Annotated in this window: 14 protein-coding genes; 8 read left to right on the forward strand and 6 right to left on the reverse strand. The window is 70.7% G+C overall.

The annotated features are described in order from the left end of the window. Window positions 1-5: 5 nt before the first annotated feature. A complete protein-coding gene (locus CFREN_RS06115) occupies window positions 6-1,346 on the reverse strand; it encodes a DUF349 domain-containing protein (protein WP_209653142.1) in 1,341 nt (446 codons plus the stop codon). Between the two features lie 137 nt (window positions 1,347-1,483). On the opposite strand from CFREN_RS06115, the gene CFREN_RS06120 reads away from it, so the two are divergent. Beyond that, the gene (locus tag CFREN_RS06120; RefSeq protein ID WP_209653140.1) at window positions 1,484-2,155 is read left to right on the forward strand and encodes a class III extradiol ring-cleavage dioxygenase family protein; all 672 of its coding nucleotides are present in this window, start codon (window positions 1,484-1,486) and stop codon (window positions 2,153-2,155) included. Further along, a complete protein-coding gene (gene miaA, locus CFREN_RS06125) occupies window positions 2,155-3,096 on the forward strand; it encodes a tRNA (adenosine(37)-N6)-dimethylallyltransferase MiaA (RefSeq protein WP_209653138.1) in 942 nt (313 codons plus the stop codon). The genes CFREN_RS06120 and miaA overlap by 1 nt, the downstream gene beginning before the upstream one ends. Window positions 3,097-3,129: 33 nt before the next feature. On the opposite strand, the gene CFREN_RS06130 is transcribed toward miaA, so the two are convergent. Beyond that, complete coding sequence (locus CFREN_RS06130; RefSeq protein WP_209653136.1) at window positions 3,130-3,912, reverse strand: hypothetical protein; 783 nt, start codon at window positions 3,910-3,912, stop codon at window positions 3,130-3,132. Between the two features lie 225 nt (window positions 3,913-4,137). Here CFREN_RS06130 and CFREN_RS06135 point away from each other — a divergent pair, with 225 nt between their 5' ends. From CFREN_RS06135 to CFREN_RS06155, 5 genes are all read left to right on the forward strand, one after another. Continuing rightward, window positions 4,138-4,443, forward strand: a complete 306-nt coding sequence (locus tag CFREN_RS06135; RefSeq protein ID WP_239253125.1) for a FeoA family protein — start codon at window positions 4,138-4,140, stop codon at window positions 4,441-4,443. Further along, window positions 4,440-6,416, forward strand: a complete 1,977-nt coding sequence (gene feoB, locus CFREN_RS06140; RefSeq protein ID WP_209653134.1) for a ferrous iron transport protein B — start codon at window positions 4,440-4,442, stop codon at window positions 6,414-6,416. The genes CFREN_RS06135 and feoB overlap by 4 nt, the downstream gene beginning before the upstream one ends. Continuing rightward, window positions 6,413-6,796 (forward strand): FeoC-like transcriptional regulator, encoded by a 384-nt coding sequence (locus CFREN_RS06145; protein ID WP_246580191.1) that lies wholly within the window; start codon window positions 6,413-6,415, stop codon window positions 6,794-6,796. The genes feoB and CFREN_RS06145 overlap by 4 nt, the downstream gene beginning before the upstream one ends. Window positions 6,797-6,841: 45 nt before the next feature. Continuing rightward, window positions 6,842-8,341 (forward strand): GTPase HflX, encoded by a 1,500-nt coding sequence (hflX, locus tag CFREN_RS06150; RefSeq protein ID WP_209653132.1) that lies wholly within the window; start codon window positions 6,842-6,844, stop codon window positions 8,339-8,341. A 118-nt stretch (window positions 8,342-8,459) separates the two neighbouring features. After that, window positions 8,460-9,740: a uracil-xanthine permease family protein gene (locus CFREN_RS06155; RefSeq protein WP_070523343.1), complete on the forward strand. Its 1,281-nt coding sequence runs from the start codon at window positions 8,460-8,462 to the stop codon at window positions 9,738-9,740. An 87-nt stretch (window positions 9,741-9,827) separates the two neighbouring features. On the opposite strand, the gene CFREN_RS06160 is transcribed toward CFREN_RS06155, so the two are convergent. From CFREN_RS06160 to CFREN_RS06175, 4 genes are read right to left on the reverse strand one after another with little or no spacing between them, the layout of a single operon-like run. Further along, entirely contained in the window at window positions 9,828-10,100 is a 273-nt protein-coding gene (locus tag CFREN_RS06160; protein ID WP_035121949.1) for an HPr family phosphocarrier protein, read from the reverse strand. 54 nt (window positions 10,101-10,154) lie between these two features. Then, window positions 10,155-12,251 (reverse strand): PTS fructose transporter subunit IIABC, encoded by a 2,097-nt coding sequence (locus CFREN_RS06165; protein WP_209653130.1) that lies wholly within the window; start codon window positions 12,249-12,251, stop codon window positions 10,155-10,157. A 42-nt stretch (window positions 12,252-12,293) separates the two neighbouring features. Then, a complete protein-coding gene (locus CFREN_RS06170) occupies window positions 12,294-13,259 on the reverse strand; it encodes a 1-phosphofructokinase family hexose kinase (RefSeq protein ID WP_209653128.1) in 966 nt (321 codons plus the stop codon). Beyond that, entirely contained in the window at window positions 13,256-14,035 is a 780-nt protein-coding gene (locus tag CFREN_RS06175) for a DeoR/GlpR family DNA-binding transcription regulator (protein WP_070519915.1), read from the reverse strand. Before CFREN_RS06175 ends, CFREN_RS06170 begins: the two co-directional genes overlap by 4 nt. Window positions 14,036-14,379: 344 nt before the next feature. On the opposite strand from CFREN_RS06175, the gene ptsP reads away from it, so the two are divergent. Beyond that, window positions 14,380-16,104 carry a phosphoenolpyruvate--protein phosphotransferase gene (gene ptsP / locus CFREN_RS06180; RefSeq protein ID WP_244979760.1) on the forward strand — a complete coding sequence of 575 codons (1,725 nt, stop codon included), beginning with the start codon at window positions 14,380-14,382 and terminating at the stop codon, window positions 16,102-16,104. The last annotated feature ends 52 nt before the right edge of the window (window positions 16,105-16,156 follow it).

A 16,156-nucleotide genomic window follows, 5' to 3' on the forward strand; every position in this document is an offset into this window, starting at 1 on the left:
CCGAGCTACATCTCCTCGAGGGCGCGCTCGGCGGCGTCGGCCCATTCGCGCCACTGGGCGGCCTGGGCACGGGCTTCCTCGGCCTTCTTCGCCTTGCCGGCGGCCTCGAACTCGGCGGCCTTGGCCTCGAACTCGGCGGCGCGGTCGGCGAACTGCTGCACGCGGGCCTGGGCCTCCGGGTCTGTGCGGCGCCACTGGGAATCCGCGGCGTCGGCGACGCGGCGCTCGAGCGCGCCGATCTTGTCCTCGAACTCGCGGACGCGGCCGCGGGGCACGAATCCGATTTCGTCCCACCGCTCCTGCAGCTTGCGCAGCTCCGAACGCGCGTGGTCGAGGTCCTTGTCGGGGCGGATCCGCTCGTCGAACTCGGCCAGCAGGGCGTCCTTGGCCTCGGCGTTGGCCTCGAACTCCTTGTCGCGCTCGGCGTGGGCGGCGTTGCGGGCGCCGAAGAAGGTGTCCTGGGCTTCCTTGAAGCGCTTCCACAGCTTGTCGTCGATGTCGCGGGGTGCGCGGCCGGCTTCCTTCCAACGGGCCATCAGGTCGCGGTAGGCGGCGGCGGTGGGACCCCAGTCGGTGGAGTGCTGCAGGGCCTCGGCTTCCTCGATGAGGGCTTCCTTGGCCTTGCGGGCCGACGCGCGGTTGCGGTCGAGTTCGGCGAAGTGGCTGCCGCGGCGGCGGTTGAAGGCGTCGCGGGCGCGGGAGTAGCGCTTCCACAGCTGGTCGTCGGTCTTGCGGTCGATGCCGCGGATCTGCTTCCACTCGTCGAGGATCGCGCGGATGCGGTCGCCGGCGGCCTTCCAATCCTGGGAGTTTTCGGCGATGTCCTCGGCCTCGGCGGCCAGCTTTTCCTTGCGGGCGATGGCGGCGGCGCGACGCTCGGCTTTCTCGGCCTTGGCCTTTTCGCCGGCTTCGTCGGCGTGGACGAGCACGATGTCAAGGCGGCGATCCAGGGCGTCGAGGTCGCCGACGACGGCGGCGTCGGGCAGCTGGCCCTTGAGCTCCTCGGCGGAGGCGCGGACGGTGGCGGCTTCCTCCGGGTGGGACTGGATGCGGGCCTCGAGCAGTTCGATTTCGGTGGCCAGGTCGTCGTACCGGGCGCCGTAGTGGGCCAGGCCCTCCTCGGGGGCGCCGGCCTGCCACGATCCGACCTGCCGCTCGCCGTCGCCGGTGCGAACCCACACCGTGCCGTCGTCGTCGACGCGTCCCCACTTGGCGGGGTCGGTTTTGCGGGGGACGACGGGGGTCACCGCGGGCGTGCCGGCCGGTGCCGCGGGGCGGCGGGGCCGTCCTCCCGGTCGGGGGCCGGGGCGGGGGCCGGGCTTCGGGGTGGGGGTGTTGTCGGTCATGGGTTCTATCCAATCGGTGCTTTAGCCGCGCGGCACGGCTGCCGGATCACATTCCTCCCATCGAGTATCGCAAAGGTCGGGCCCGCGTGCCGCAACCGTTGGCGGTCGGGGTGCGGGCGCCGGGTAGATTCGAGGCCGTGACACGTCGACTCCTGCTCATTCCCGGGGCACCCCTGGTGGTGCCGGAACTGTCCGGCGCCGATTCGGGGGCGGCCGAGGTGCGGGCTGCTGTGCTTTCCGCCGCCCGCCGCGTTCTGGACGGCAACGGCCGGTCGCGTCCGCTCATCGTGCGTCGTCCGGATGATCGCTTTGCGACGTCCCACCTCGGTTCTTTCCGGGCGTGGGGGGCGGATGTGCGGGTGGGTGGAGGAGCCCATCTGCCGGAGTTGGTGGCCCGGTGGGTGGTGCGCGAATCCGGCCTGGATCCGGCGGAGGTCGACGTCGCGGCGCAGTTGCCCGACCCGTTCGCGGCCGGTGAAGGTCCGATCATCGTCGTGGCCGAGGGACCGTCGGCCTTGACCGCCCGGGCGCCGTTGACGTTGCTTCCCGACGCCGCCCCGATCGACGACACCTGCGCCACCATCGCCGCCGGCGCATTCAACTGGGAACCGGGCGACGACCCCTTCGGGGCGTTCGGCCCCCGCCTGTGCGAGTCGGTGGGCCTGCACACCATGGGCGTGTGGCAGGACGTGGCGTCCTTCGGCGCCGAATTGCGCCTGGACGCCGGATCATTCGTCGCGAAGCAGACGTACCGCGGCGCACCGCATGGCGTGGGCTACCACGTGGCCGAATGGGAATGGGAGGCGTAATGGGAAAGACGGAAACCACGTCGGACCGGGATCTCACGCCCATCGCGGTCATCGGACCGACCGCCTCCGGCAAGTCCGACCTGGGGCTGGCGCTGGCCGAGGAGTTCGGCGGCGAGATCGTCAACGTCGACTCCATGCAGCTCTACCGGGGCATGGACATCGGCACCGCCAAACTCACCGTCGACGAGCGCCGCGGCATCCCGCATCATCAGCTCGACGTCCTCGACGTGGTGGAACCGGCATCTGTGGCGACGTACCAGGAGGAGGCCGTCGCCGACGTGGAGGCGATCATGGCCCGCGGCCGGGTCCCCATTCTCGTGGGCGGTTCGATGCTCTACGTGCAGGCGCTCATCGACGATTGGCGATTCCCGCCGACCGACCCCGCCGTCCGCGCGAAGTGGGAGGCCGTGCAGGAGGAGGTCGGCGTCGAAAAGCTCCACGACCACCTTGCCGACGTCGACCCGGCAGCGGCGGCGATCATCGAGCGCCGCGACCCCCGGCGCATCGTCCGCGCCCTCGAGGTCATCGAACTGACGGGGCAGCCGTTCGGGGCGTCGAAACCTCCGATCGACGCGCCGCCGCGTTGGGGCACCCGCATTCTGGGGCTGGGCACCGAGGCCGAATGGCTCAATGAGCGCATCGAGCGCCGCACCCGACTCATGTTCGAGCGAGGGCTTCTCGACGAAGTGGAGGCGCTGATCGGGCGGGGGCTGCGAGACGGCGTCACCGCATCGCGGGCGATCGGATACGCGCAGGTGCTGGCCCACATGGACGGAGAGTACGACCTCGACGAAGCCGTGGACCGCACCATCACCGGCACCCGCCGCTACGTGCGTCGCCAGAAGTCGTGGTTCACCCGGGATCCGCGGGTGCGGTGGCTGGACGCTGCAGCGACCGGCGGCAACGGCGTGCGCGAGCAGGCGCTGGCCGCGTTGGGGTAACGGTGCCGCCGGACGGCCCCGTGGTCGGGTGTCCTAGTGGCCCCCGCAGCCGCCGGAACCGCAGCCGCAACCGCCGTCGCCGCAGGAATCGCCGCAGCCCTGCGGGGCGATGACCTCGCCGGCCAGCAGGAAGGTGCCCGACACGACCGTGCCGGGCTGCGGCGCAGCGTCAACGTCGGCGGGGATGACCACGTCGAGGGGGACCGGCACGTCGAGGTGCACGAGCCAGAAGTCCTGGCCGGTCAGGCGGTTGGTGCGCTTGGTGGCGGAGTTGACCACGCCGGACAGCGTCGCCGAGGCATCGGGGGACGTCGAGCCGGCGGCGGCTCCGGTGACGGCCTCCGCGCCGGTGAAGCGGACGTCGCCCGGCTGCCCGCCCGTGCGGGCCTCGAAGGCGGCGGCATCCTCATCGACCGCCACGTCCACGGCGAGGGCGGCGAGGTTGACGTGCTCGAAGGTCTGCGTGCCCTCGTCGACTAGCAGCGGCGACTGGGCCAGGTGGCACGTCGCCGTCGCCACGACCTCGTCGAAATCCGGGCGCGACGGGTCGTCGCCGACGATCTCGATGAGCGCCAGGACGTCGTCAAGCGCGGAGACGTGCGCGGTGACCTGGGTCAATCCCGCGAAGCCGGCGAAGGTGGAAAACGGCTCGACGCCGAGGATGTGCAACCGCGCGCCCGAAGGGTCCTCGAAACGGACGAGCTGGCCGCCGCGGACCTCGCCGATGACGGACAGGTGGTCGGTGGCGATGGCCGCCTCGATGGCGTCCTGCCAGCGCGGGTAGTCGAGGCCGATGCTCTTCAGGTCGGAAGTCATGGTGATCCATCCTAGCCCCGCGCGGTGCGGGAGCGGGCTCGGGGTTTTCGGGGGCTTTTTCGGCTTTGCGACGATGTGACGTATTGCTCATCGGCAGCGGCATGAATGGGTTGGTGTTTCGCCGATCAATGGGAGTAGGCTGACCTTAGTTAATTAAGTCAGTGCGTGCTTCGGATTGGGAGAGGCTGTCGGACTGACTGACGTTGATTCGGGAGGATCACCGACATGGCCATTCGAATGATGGGTGGAAGGGCACGCGGACACCGCGCCGCCGACGCTCCGGAAGCGGTCGTCACCGCCGCACCCGAGCGCACCCGCCTCAGCGACGTCGCGGTGGGGGACACCGTCGTGCTCTCCGCGCCGCGCACCGAACCGCAGCTGTGCCGCCGGCTCGCCCAGCTCGGCCTGCGGGCCGGCATGAGCGTCACCGTCGGGTCCAAGACCGCCGGCGGTGGCCGCGTGGTCAAGTCCGGCACCTCGCGCTACGCCATCGACCGCGAGACCCTCGAGCTGATGGACGTTCTGCGATGAGCGCCGCACCGCGTTCCGGCGCCTCGCCGCTGGCCGTCGCCCCGAGCTGCCACGACTGCGCCGGTGCGTCGCCCGCCCCGGCAGGCTCGCCCGTCATCGCGCTGGTCGGCGCACCCAACTCCGGCAAGTCGACCCTGTTCAACGCGTTGACCGGCGCCAAGGCCCAGATGGGCAACTGGCCGGGCACCACCGTCGAAGTCAGCCGCGGCGCGTGGAAGGCCGGCGACGTCACCTACGACGTCATCGACTTCCCCGGCGCCTACTCGCTCGACGCGATGAGCCCCGACGAGGAGCTCACCCGCGAGATGCTCATCAACCGCGAGTCGGAGGAGCGCCCGGACCTGGTCATCGTCGCCGTCGACGCGACAGCCCCGGCCCGCGGCCTGTACCTGTTCGCCGAGATCGCCGAGCACCCGTACCGCATGGTCGTGGCGCTGACGAAGACCGACGTCGCCGCCGCCCAGGGCGTCGACGTCGACGCCGGCGCGATGCAGGAGGCTCTCGGCGTCCCCGTCGTCGACGTCGACCCGCGCCGCCGCGCCGGCGTCGAGGACGTCCGCGTCGCCGTCGCCGGCGCGATGACCGGCTGTGCGCGCGTCATCCGGGCGGGGGCCGGCGAGGACGTCGACGCCGCCGACGAGGCCCGGTTCGCGTTCATCGACCGCGTCGTCGCCGCGTCGACCACCGACCGCGGCCAGAAGCCGACCTGGTCCGACCGCATCGACCGCGTCGCCCTCAATCCGTTCGCCGGTCCGCTGCTGTTCCTCGGCGTCATGTGGCTGGTGTTCCAGATCACCACCACCGTCGCCGCGCCGCTGCAGGACGGGTTGGAGGGCCTGATCACCGGCCCGATTTCCGATTGGGCGCGGTCGGCCATGGAGACCATCGGCCTCGGCGGTCCGATCCCGACCGGCCTGGTCGTCGACGGTCTCATCGGCGGCGTGGGCATGGTGCTCACCTTCGCGCCGTTGATGGCGCTGATGTTCCTGTGCCTGGCCGTCCTGGAGGACTCCGGCTACATGGCTCGCGCCGCCGTCGTCACCGACCGCGTCATGCGCGCGATCGGTCTGCCCGGCAAGGCGTTCATTCCACTCATCGTGGGCTTCGGCTGCAACGTGCCGGCGATTTCGGCGACGCGCGTGCTGGGCAACCCCCGCCACCGTATTCTCACGTCGCTGCTCATCCCGTTCACGTCCTGCTCGGCGCGGCTGACGGTGTACGTCATGCTCGCGGCGGTGTTCTTCCCGGGGTCGGCGGGCACGGTGGTGTTCGCCATGTACGTCATCTCCATCGGCCTGATCGTGCTGACCGGCCTGGTGCTGCGGCACACGCTGTGGCGCACGATGCCGTCGGAGCCGCTGGTCATCGACCTGCCCGGCTACCAGCTGCCGATGCCCCGCCTGGCGCTGTCGGTGATGTGGGCGCGGCTGAAGGGCTTCCTGAAGACCGCCGGCGGCATCATCGTCATCACCGTCGTCGCCGTGTGGGCGCTGATGTCGGTGCCGGTGGTGCCGGGCCACGCCTTCGGCTCCGAGGAGCTGCCGCCGCGCGATTCCGCCTACGGCGCGGTGTCGGAGGCCGTCTCCCCGGTGTTCGCCCCGGCCGGCTTCGGGTCGTGGTCGCTGACCGGCACGCTGCTGACCGGTTTCGTGGCCAAGGAAGCCGTGATCTCCACGTGGGCGCAGACCTACGCGGTGGAGGACGTCACCGACGCCGACACCGAGGAGCAGCGCACGAGCCCGTTGGCAGACAACATCCGCGCCGACTTCGACCGCACCTCCGGCGGGCATGGCTTGGCGGCCGTGTGGGCGTTCATGATCTTCCTGCTGGCCTACACGCCGTGCGTGGCCACGGTGGCCGCCCAGAAGCGCGAGATCGGGTTGAAGTGGACGCTGTTCGGTTTGGCCACGCAGTTGTTCGGGGCGTGGCTGTTGGCGGTGGCCGTTTTCCAGGTGCTGAAGGTGTTCCTGTGAGTTCCTTCCTGACGTCGGTGTTCGCCGGTCGCCGCCGGTTGCGTGACGACGACCGCGGCTCGGCGATCACCGGGCGGGAGCAAGAGCAGGTGCCGTCCCGATCCCCGCTGGCGGCGGTGCGTGAGGCGATCGCCGACGGGGAGGTCTCCCGCGCCGACATCGCCGCCCGCACCGGGCTTACCCGCGCCACCGTCGACGCGGCCATCGAGCACCTCGAGCGCACGGGTGCGTTGCGCCGCGAACGCATGGCGTCGTCGTGCCCGGCGAGCGGGTGCGGCGGTTGCGCCCACGCCACGGCGGACGGTTCCGCGTGCTCGTCGTCACGCAACGGCGCGGGCACCCGCGGCCCCGTCGCCCTCGTGCTGACCCGTCGCCCCTGACCACCGGGGCCACCCCGGCCCCGGTCATGCGACAATGGTCGGAACATGACTGACACCCCCGACAACGACACGTACCCCGACGAGCGCCCCGACGACCGATACGACGGCGCGCCCGGCGGGATTCCGGCCGAGGACCGTGGCGGCCAACCCACCATCGGCGACCTCGACCTGGAGGCGCGTTCCTCGCTGCGCCGCCTGACCCGCGCGGCGACGCACACCACCGACGCCGAGGACATCACCGAGGTCGAGTACCGCCAGCTGCGACTCGAACGCGTCATCCTCCTCGGCGTGTGGACCCAGGGCACCCTCGCCGAAGCCGCGGCCGCCATGGACGAACTGGCCGCGCTGGCCGAAACCGCCGGCTCCGAGGTCCTCGAAGCGGTGCTGCAGCGCCGCGACAAGCCCGACCCGGGAACCTACATCGGCTCCGGCAAGGTCGCGGAGCTGCGGGACATCGTCAAGGCCACCGGCGCCGACACCGTCATCGCCGACGGCGAACTGTCGCCCGGCCAGCTCGTCGCGCTGGAGGACAAGCTCGACGCCAAGGTCATCGACCGCACCATGCTCATCCTGGACATTTTCGCCCAGCACGCGAAGTCCAAGGAAGGCAAGGCGCAGGTGTCGCTGGCCCAGATGCAGTACCTGATCACCCGACTGCGCGGCTGGGGCCACTCCCTGTCGCGCCAGGCCGGCGGCCGCGCCGGCTCCAACGGCGGCGTGGGCCTGCGCGGCCCCGGTGAGACGAAGATCGAAACCGACCGTCGGCGGCTGCGCCAGGACATGGCGCGCATCCGCCGGGAACTCGCCGGGATGAAGACCTCCCGGGAGATCAAGCGCGCCCGCCGCAAGGCCGGGCACCTGCCGCGCATCGCCATCGCCGGATACACCAACGCCGGCAAGTCGTCGCTGCTCAACGCCCTGACCGGCGCCGGCGTGCTCGTCGAAGACGCCCTGTTCGCAACGCTGGACCCGACGACGCGCCGCGCCGAGCTGCGCGACGGTCGCACGGTGATCATGACCGACACCGTCGGGTTCGTCCGCCACCTGCCCACCCAGCTGGTCGAGGCGTTCCGGTCGACGCTGGAGGAGATCCTCGAAGCCGACCTCATCCTCCACGTCGTCGACGGCTCGGACCCGTTCCCGCTGGAGCAGATCCGCACCGTCAACTCCGTCATCGAGGACATCGCCGCCGAGCAGGACGCCGAGGTGCCGCCGGAGCTGCTGGTGGTCAACAAGGTCGACCTCGCCGATCCGGCCACGATCGCGGAGCTGCGCCACGTCCTCGACGACGTCGTGTTCACCTCGGCCGCCACCGGGGAGGGCATCTCCGAGCTGGAGACCCGCATCGAACTGGCGCTCAACGCCATGGACGCCCACGTGTCCGTGCTCGTGCCCTTCGACCGCGGCGACGTGGTCTCGCGGCTGCACGAGGAGGCCACCGTCCTCGACGAGACCTACGGCGCCGACGGCACGACCCTCGACGTGCGCCTGCCGCGGTCGATGGCCCGCGAGTTGCAGGAGTTCATCGTCGACCCGACCGCGTAACATCACGCGGGTGACCAACGAGCATCATCCCACGGACCCCGCCCCGACCCACCCCTCCGGCACCGCCGCGGACGTGGACCACCCCGACCATCCCGATCACCCGGCCGCCCGCGGTCGACTGTTCGGCTGGGACGTCCACGGCGACGGCCGCACCATCGCTCCGGGCGCCGTCGTCGCCCCGGAGGAGCGGCTGGATTGGCCGCGCACCATCGGCATCGGCATGCAGCACGTCATCGCCATGTTCGGCGCGACGCTGCTGGTGCCGCTGCTGACCGGCTTCCCCGTCAACACCACGCTGCTGTTCTCGGGCCTGGGCACCATCCTGTTCCTGCTCATCACCCGCAACCGGCTGCCCAGTTACCTCGGTTCGTCGTTCGCGTTCATCGCCCCGCTGATGGCCACCCAGGCGCAGGGCATCGGCGCGCAGGCCGGCGTCGTCGTCACGGCGGGCGCGGCGCTGGTGCTGGTGGGCCTCATCGTGAAGAAGGCCGGGCGCCGGGTGCTCGACGCCGTCATGCCGCCTGCGGTCACGGGTGCGATCGTGGCGCTCATCGGCTTCAACCTGGCGCCGGTGGCGGCGACGAATTTCGCCACGCAGCCGCTGGTGGCGGCGGTGACAATGCTGACCATCCTCGTGGCCACCGTCGCCGGCCGCGGCATGGTCGCGCGCCTCGGCGTGCTCATCGGCGTCGTCGTCGGGTGGGCGTTCGCCGCGGCCACCGGCAATCTGTCGCCGGAGTCGACGGCGTCGGTGCGGGAGGCCGCGTGGTTCGGCCTGCCGACGTTCCACGCCCCGGAGTTCCACCTCAACGCCATGCTCATCGGTCTGCCGGTGATCGTGGTGCTCATCGCGGAAAACGTCGGCCACGTCAAGGCGGTGTCGGCGATGACGGGCCGCAACCTCGACGATCTGGCCGGCGACGCGCTCATCGCCGATGGTCTGGCCACGACGTTGGCGGGCTCGGCCGGCGGTTCGGGCACGACCACCTACGCGGAGAACATCGGCGTCATGGCCGCCACCCGCGTGTACTCGACGGCGGCGTACTGGGTGGCGGCGTTTACGGCGATCGCCCTGGCGTTCATCCCGAAGTTCGGTGCGCTGATCCTCACCATTCCCGAGGGCGTGCTCGGCGGTGCGACGCTGGTGCTCTACGGGCTCATCGGCATGCTGGGCGTGCGCATTTGGATGGACAACGGCGTCGACTTCAACAATCCGGTCAACCTCGTCGCCGCGGCGACGGCGATGATCGCCGGCATCGGCAACCTGACCCTGTCCATCGGTTCGCTGGAGCTGGAGGGCATCGCGTGGGGGTCGGTGGGCATCATCGTCGGCTACCCGATTCTGCGGTGGCTCTACCGTCGCGTCGGCGAGGGGCAGTTCACGACGGTCAAGGAGTAGCGGGGCACCGGGTTTTCGCGTGACGACGACGGGCCCCGACCGGATCGCTGTTCCGGTCGGGGCCCGTCGTCGTCGACTATCGACGGATCACTCGTCGTCGAGGTTGCGCTCGATGAGGGCGGCGATCTTCTCCACGGCGTCGGCGTCGTCGGAGGTGACGGTGACCTGGTCGCCGTGCTCGGCGCCGAGGGCCATGATCATCAGGGAGCTGGCGGCGTCGGCGGGCTCGTCATCGTCGTCGCCGTCGACGAGCTCGATGAGGATCTCCTCGTCGTACTCCGCCGCTGCATCGGCGATGAGGGTGGCGGGGCGGGCGTGCAGGCCGACGGTGGAGCCGACGGTGACGGTCTTGGAGGCCATTGGGAATGGTCCTTTCTGTCGAGCGGATTACGTGGAAGCCGTTGGTGAACGATTTTACGCGGATGCGGCGGCCGCGGCGGGGGCGTCCGCAGGATCGGCGCTCGCCGAGTCGACGGCGGTCTTGCGGGGCCACAGCTGCTTGGCCGCGGTGACCGCAATCGCGCCGACGATGGCGCCGATGATGATTGCGACGAACCAGCCGAGGACGTTGTCGATGGCGAAGAAGACGAACACGCCGCCGTGCGGTGCGCGGGACGCGGCGCCGAAGGCCATGGACAGTGCGCCGGTGACCGCGCCGCCGGCCATCATCGAGGGGATGACGCGCAGCGGGTCGGCTGCGGCGAAGGGGATGGCGCCTTCGGAGATGAACGATGCGCCGAGCAGCCAGCCGGCCTTGCCGTTTTCGCGTTCGGCCTGCGTGTACAGCGACGGGCGCAGCGCGGAGGACAGCGCCATGGCCAGCGGCGGCACCATGCCGGCGCCCATGACGGCGGCCATGACCTGCAGGGAGGCTTCGTCGCCGGTGGACAGGCCGGCGGTGGCGAACAGGTAGGCGGCCTTGTTGATCGGCCCGCCCATGTCGGAGCACATCATCAGGCCGACGATGATGCCCAGCAGGATCGCGGAGTTGCCGGACATGCCGCCGAGCCAGTCGGTCAGGGCGTTCATCAGGGAGGTCAGCGGTCGGCCGAGGAAGAGGAACATGATCAGGCCGACGCCCATGGAGGCGACGAGTGGCACGACGACCACGGGCATGAGCGACGCGAGCCAGCGGGGCACGCTCAGGGAGGTCAGCCACAGTGCGATGAGGCCGGCGAGGATGCCAGTGACCAGGCCGCCGAGGAATCCGGCGCCGATGGCCACGGAGATGGCGCCGCCGATGAAGCCCGGCGCGATGCCGGGGCGTCCGGCCAGGCCGAAGGCGATGAAGGCCGACAGGATGGCGACGATGGCGCTCATGCCGAAGTTGCCCGTGGCGAAGAGGATGGCGCCGAGGTAGAGCATGAGGTCGGAGCGGTCGACGACGGTGACGGTGCCGTCGTCCATGGTGATTTCGTTGCCCGGCAGGTTCCAGGGGGTGTAGGCCTGCGAGACGCGGTCGGCGACGTCGGCGACTTCGTAGCCGCCGAACAGGAAGCCGAGGGCGAGCAGCAGGCCGCCGGCGGCGACGAAGGGGATCATGTAGCTGACGCCGGTCATGACGGCTTGCTGGATGCGCTTGCCCCAGCTCAGGGAGGAACCACCCGGGCTTGACGACGAGTCGGCGTCGTCGGCGCCGGCCGTGCCGGACACCCGCTTGGCGTCGGGGTTGCCGGCGGCGGCGATGGCCTCGTCGATCATCGCGGTCGGTTCGTTGATGGCCCGTTTGACGCCGGATTCGATGACGGGCTTGCCGGCGAATCGGGCGCGGTCCTTGACGCCGACGTCGGTGGCGAAGATGACGGCGTCGGCGGCGGCGATGGTCTCGGCCGGAAGCGGCTTCACCGCCGAGGAGCCCTGGGTTTCGACGGTGACCTCGACGTCGTCGCGGTCGTCGGCGGCCTGCGTCAGCGAGTCGGCGGCCATGTAGGTGTGGGCGATGCCGGTGGGGCACGCGGTGATGGCGACGATGCGGGTCACCGACTTCGTCGGCTCGGTCGGAGCCGGTTCCGGCTTCTTCGCCGCGGCGGTCGGCTCGGATGCGGTCTTCTGGGCGGTGCCGGCGATGCGGGCGTCGACGACGTCGACGATCTCCTCCGGCGTGGCCGCACCGCGCAGGGCGGCGCGGAAATCCTTCTTGACCAGCCCGCGGGCCAGCTTGGACAGGATTTTCAGGTGGGCCTTGCCGCCGCCTGCGGGAGCGGCGATGAGGAAGACCAGATCGGCGGGGCCGTCGGGGCCCTGGAAATCGACCGGCTTCGACAGGCGGGCGAAGGCCAGCGTCGGCTCGGCGACGGACTCGGAACGGCAGTGGGGGATGGCCACGCCGCCGGGGACGCCGGTGCCGGACTTGGCTTCGCGCTCCAGGGCGTCGGCGGCCAGTTCATCGGCGTCGGCGGCGCGGCCGGCGGTGGTGACCAGCGCCGCCAGATGCCGGATGACGGCTTCCGGGGCATCGCCCGGGGCGACGTCGAGGTCGACGAGCTCCGGAAGGATGACCTGGGGTGACATTGGGAACTCCTTTTCGAAGCGTGGGAAGGGGGCGGCGGGTGCCTAGACTTCCCGGACGACGACGGCGCCGGGGTTCGTTTGATCGGGGCGGGGGATGGTGGTGCCGGGCAAGGCGGTGGCGGCCGAACCGTAGGCGACCGCCTGGCCCAGGGCACCGGCCGCGTCGAGCCCGTCTTCGCGGGCGAGCAGGTAACCGGCCAGGGAGCTGTCCCCGGCGCCGACCGTCGACAGCGGAACGATCGGGGGAGGGGTCGCGGCGAGGGCCGGGCCGTCGTCAAGCACGAGAACCGCGCCGGCCGCACCCAAGGTGACCAGCACCTCGCCGACTCCGGCGGCGTTGAGCTTCCGTGCGGCGGCGACGACCGGGGCCAGATCGCCCGCGGCGGCGCGGCGCTCCAACTCGGCGCCGTCGATCCCGGCGAGCTGACCCAGCTCCAGGCCGTTGGGCTTCATGACTTCGGGCGCGGCGGTCGGGAAGGCCTCGCCCAGGGCGATCAGCGGTGCATCGGAGGTGTCGACGGCGATGCCGGCGTCCGGATTGGCCTCGCGGACGCGGCGCACGCACGTGGCCAAGAAATCAACCGGGGCACCCGGCGGCAGCGAACCGGCGAGCACCACCCAGGACGCCTGCGGCGCATGGTGAGCCAGACGCTCGAGCATCCGCAGCGCATCGGCGTCGGCCAGGTGCGCGCCCGGGGTGTTGAGCTTCGTGGTGGTGCCGTCGTCTTCGACGATGGTGAGGTTCACGCGGGCTTCGTCGGGAAGATCGATGACCTCGTGGGGGATGTCGGTCTGCGCCATCAGCCGGGAAAAGAGCCCGGACTTCGCAGCCGGGTACAGCGCCAGCGTGTCGTGTCCGGCGTTGCGCACGGCGGCCGAGACGTTGATGCCCTTGCCGCCGGGCACGTCCGACTGCATGGACAGGCGGTAGACCCCGCCGCGTTCGAGCCGGCCCTTGACGGTGGTGGTGCGGTCGATGGAGGGATTGGCGGTGAGGGTGAGGATCATTGTGCGATCATCACCGTGACATCGTGATCGCGCAGGTCGTCGATGAAGCCCTGCGGGGCCGACGGGTCGGTGATGACGACGTCGATGTCGTCGAGAGCGGCGAAGCTGACCAGGAAGTCCCGGCCGAGCTTCGTCGAGTCGCACATCACCACCACCTTGCGGGCGTTGGTGATCATGGCGCGCTTGACCGCGGCTTCCTGCGGGTCGGCCGTGGATAGCCCGTGGTCGATGGTCAGGGCGTTGGAGCCGATGAACGCGACGTCGGCGCGCATGAGCGCCAGCGTCCGCAGCGCGGTGTCGCCGACGACGGCCTGGGTGATCGCGCGGACCTGGCCGCCGAGCAACTGCAGCTCGATGTACGGCGCACCCGCCAGGGTCAGGGCGCTGGGCAGGGAATTGGTGACCACCGACCAGTGGCGCTCCTCGGGGAAGGCCGCCATGAGTTCGGCGAGCGCCTCGGTGGTGGTGCCGGCGTCGAGGAAGATGCCGCCGCCGGAGGAGGGCAGGAAGTCGATGGCCGCGCGGGCGATGGAGCGCTTGGCGTCCTTCTGGGCCTTCTTGCGGGCGTCCACGCTGACCTCGATGGTCTGGAACGACTTCGCGGCGACGGCGCCGCCGTGGACGCGGTGCACGGCGCCCTCGGCGTCGAGCTGCGAGAGGTCGCGGCGGATGGTTTCCGCGGTGACGTCGAAGTGGTGCGCGAGGTCGGAGACCGTCACCCTGCCTTCCACGGCCGTCAATGAAGCGATTTTGCGCCTGCGTTCTTCTGCGTACACGTCGTCTCCTGTGTCGAGCCGGCGTCGCCGCCGGGTGATGCCCGACCGTGGAGGGCGTATGCCCGATTTCGGAACGGGGCTTGGGTGAGCTTCATCTGCGTTGGCCTGGCGTTTGCCGTGGTGGGCGCCTTCCAGGTGAACAGTTTTTGCTACTTACGATTGTGCCCGAATGTGTGGGAAAGTCAAGTCTTATTTGGGTTTCAATGTGGGATGTTTCGCGTAGTATTCGGGGTGAGAGATTCCCGTTCGGTCCCCGCGCCGATTCGGGCCCCGCGTGGGCCGCGGACGGGGCCGGTCGGGTGAAACGAACCACGCCGTCCCGAGGAGAGATCATGTCCCCGTCCATGTCTTCGCCCGACTCCGACAACTCGTCCACCTCGTCCGCGCCCGGGTCGGTGTCGCTGCAGGCCACCGCCGTCGTGCCGGGGGTGGGTTACGCGCCGGCGGTGTGGGTGCGACCCCGGCCCGAGCTGCCGCAGGAGGGCGCGGCGATCGTCGGCGGGGACGTCGACGCCGAGATTGAACGGTTCCGGGCGGCGGCGACGGCGGTGTCCGAACGTCTTGCCGCGCGGGCGACGCAGGTGGAGGGCAACGCCTCCGAGGTGTTGTTGGCCACGTCGAAGCTGACGTTGGACCGCGGGTGGCACCGGGCGGCGGTGAAGGAGATCAAGGCGGGCGTCGCGGCGGAGTCGGCGACGATGTCGGCCATCGAGAAGTTCGTCGAGATGTTCAAGGCCGCAGGCGGCGTCATGGCCGAGCGCACGACGGACCTCGAGGACATCCGCGACCGCGTCATCGCCGAGTTGCGCGGTGACGAGGAGCCGGGCCTGCCCGCGGTGTCGGAGGCGTCCGTGTTGCTTGCCGACGACCTGTCTCCCGCCGATACGGCGACGTTGGATCCGGAGCTGTTCGTCGCCATGGTCACCAGTCTCGGCGGGCCGACCTCGCACACGGCGATCATCGCCCGTCAGCTCGGGGTGCCGTGCGCCGTGGCCGCCGGGGCGGGGCTGAATGCGATTGAATCGGGGACGTTGACGCTGGTGGACGGCGCGAAGGGCGTCATCACCGCCAACCCGGACCCGGAGGATGCGCGGGCCGCCGTCGCCGAGGCCGAGCGGATGGCGGAGAAGATCGCCGCGTGGTCGGGCCTCGGCCGCACCGCGGATGGGGAGCATATCCAGTTGCTGGCCAACGTCGGCGACGGCAACGCGGCGCGCATCGCGGCGGAGGGCGCGGCCGAGGGCATCGGCTTGTTCCGCACCGAGCTGTGCTTCCTGTCGGCCGCCACCGAGCCGACCGTGGAGCATCAGGCGGACATCTACGCCTCGGTGCTCAAGGCGTTCCCGGAGTCGAAGATCGTGTTGCGCACCCTGGACGCGGGGTCCGACAAGCCGCTGGCGTTCGCCAACCTCGATCACGAGGACAATCCGGCGCTGGGCGTGCGGGGCCTGCGCATCTCCCGGTCGAACTCGGGGCTGATGGAGCGTCAGCTCGACGCCATCGCGTTGGCCGCGGAGAAGGCCGGTCGCGGCGGGGATGCGCCCACGTGGGTGATGGCTCCGATGGTGGCGACGCTGGAGGAGGCCGAGTGGTTCGCGGACCTGTGCCGACGACGCGGGCTCACCCCCGGTGCGATGATCGAGATTCCCGCCGCGGCCCTGATGAGCCATGACCTGATGAAGGTGCTCGACTTCGTGTCCATCGGCACCAATGACCTCACCCAGTACGCCATGGCCGCCGACCGGCTGTCGCCGCACCTGGCGTACCTCACGGATCCGTGGCAGCCGGCGGTGCTGCGTCTGATCGACATGGCGTGCCGCTCCGGCAAGGACTCCGATACGCCGGTGGGCGTGTGCGGCGAAGCGGCGGCGGATCCGTTGCTGGCGTGCGTGCTCGTGGGGCTCGGCGTGACCTCGTTGTCGGCTGCGGCGACGGCCCTGCCGGGCGTGGGTGCCCAGTTGGCGGAGGTCACCGCCGCCCAGTGCGCGGACGCCGCCCGCGCCGCCCTGGATGCGTCGGATGCCGACGGTGCCCGTGCGGCGGTGCGCGCGGTGCTCCGACTGGAGTAGCGCGAACGGGGGACGTGCACGCGAAAAAGAACCGGGGCCCGAGCTCATGCTC

Source organism: Corynebacterium freneyi (assembly GCF_030408835.1).
GTDB lineage: Bacteria > Actinomycetota > Actinomycetes > Mycobacteriales > Mycobacteriaceae > Corynebacterium > Corynebacterium freneyi.

What these genes read in the sequence shown, in the direction of transcription:
- miaA (WP_209653138.1), top strand. Translation starts at nt 2,155, where the DNA reads ATGGGAAAGACGGAAACCACGTCGGACCGGGATCTCACGCCCATCGCG.
- CFREN_RS06130 (WP_209653136.1), bottom strand. Translation starts at nt 3,912, where the DNA reads ATGACTTCCGACCTGAAGAGCATCGGCCTCGACTACCCGCGCTGGCAG.
- CFREN_RS06160 (WP_035121949.1), bottom strand. Translation starts at nt 10,100, where the DNA reads ATGGCCTCCAAGACCGTCACCGTCGGCTCCACCGTCGGCCTGCACGCC.
- CFREN_RS06170 (WP_209653128.1), bottom strand. Translation starts at nt 13,259, where the DNA reads ATGATCCTCACCCTCACCGCCAATCCCTCCATCGACCGCACCACCACC.
- CFREN_RS06165 (WP_209653130.1), bottom strand. Translation starts at nt 12,251, where the DNA reads ATGTCACCCCAGGTCATCCTTCCGGAGCTCGTCGACCTCGACGTCGCC.
- feoB (WP_209653134.1), top strand. Translation starts at nt 4,440, where the DNA reads ATGAGCGCCGCACCGCGTTCCGGCGCCTCGCCGCTGGCCGTCGCCCCG.
- ptsP (WP_244979760.1), top strand. Translation starts at nt 14,380, where the DNA reads ATGTCTTCGCCCGACTCCGACAACTCGTCCACCTCGTCCGCGCCCGGG.
- CFREN_RS06135 (WP_239253125.1), top strand. Translation starts at nt 4,138, where the DNA reads ATGGCCATTCGAATGATGGGTGGAAGGGCACGCGGACACCGCGCCGCC.
- hflX (WP_209653132.1), top strand. Translation starts at nt 6,842, where the DNA reads ATGACTGACACCCCCGACAACGACACGTACCCCGACGAGCGCCCCGAC.
- CFREN_RS06115 (WP_209653142.1), bottom strand. Translation starts at nt 1,346, where the DNA reads ATGACCGACAACACCCCCACCCCGAAGCCCGGCCCCCGCCCCGGCCCC.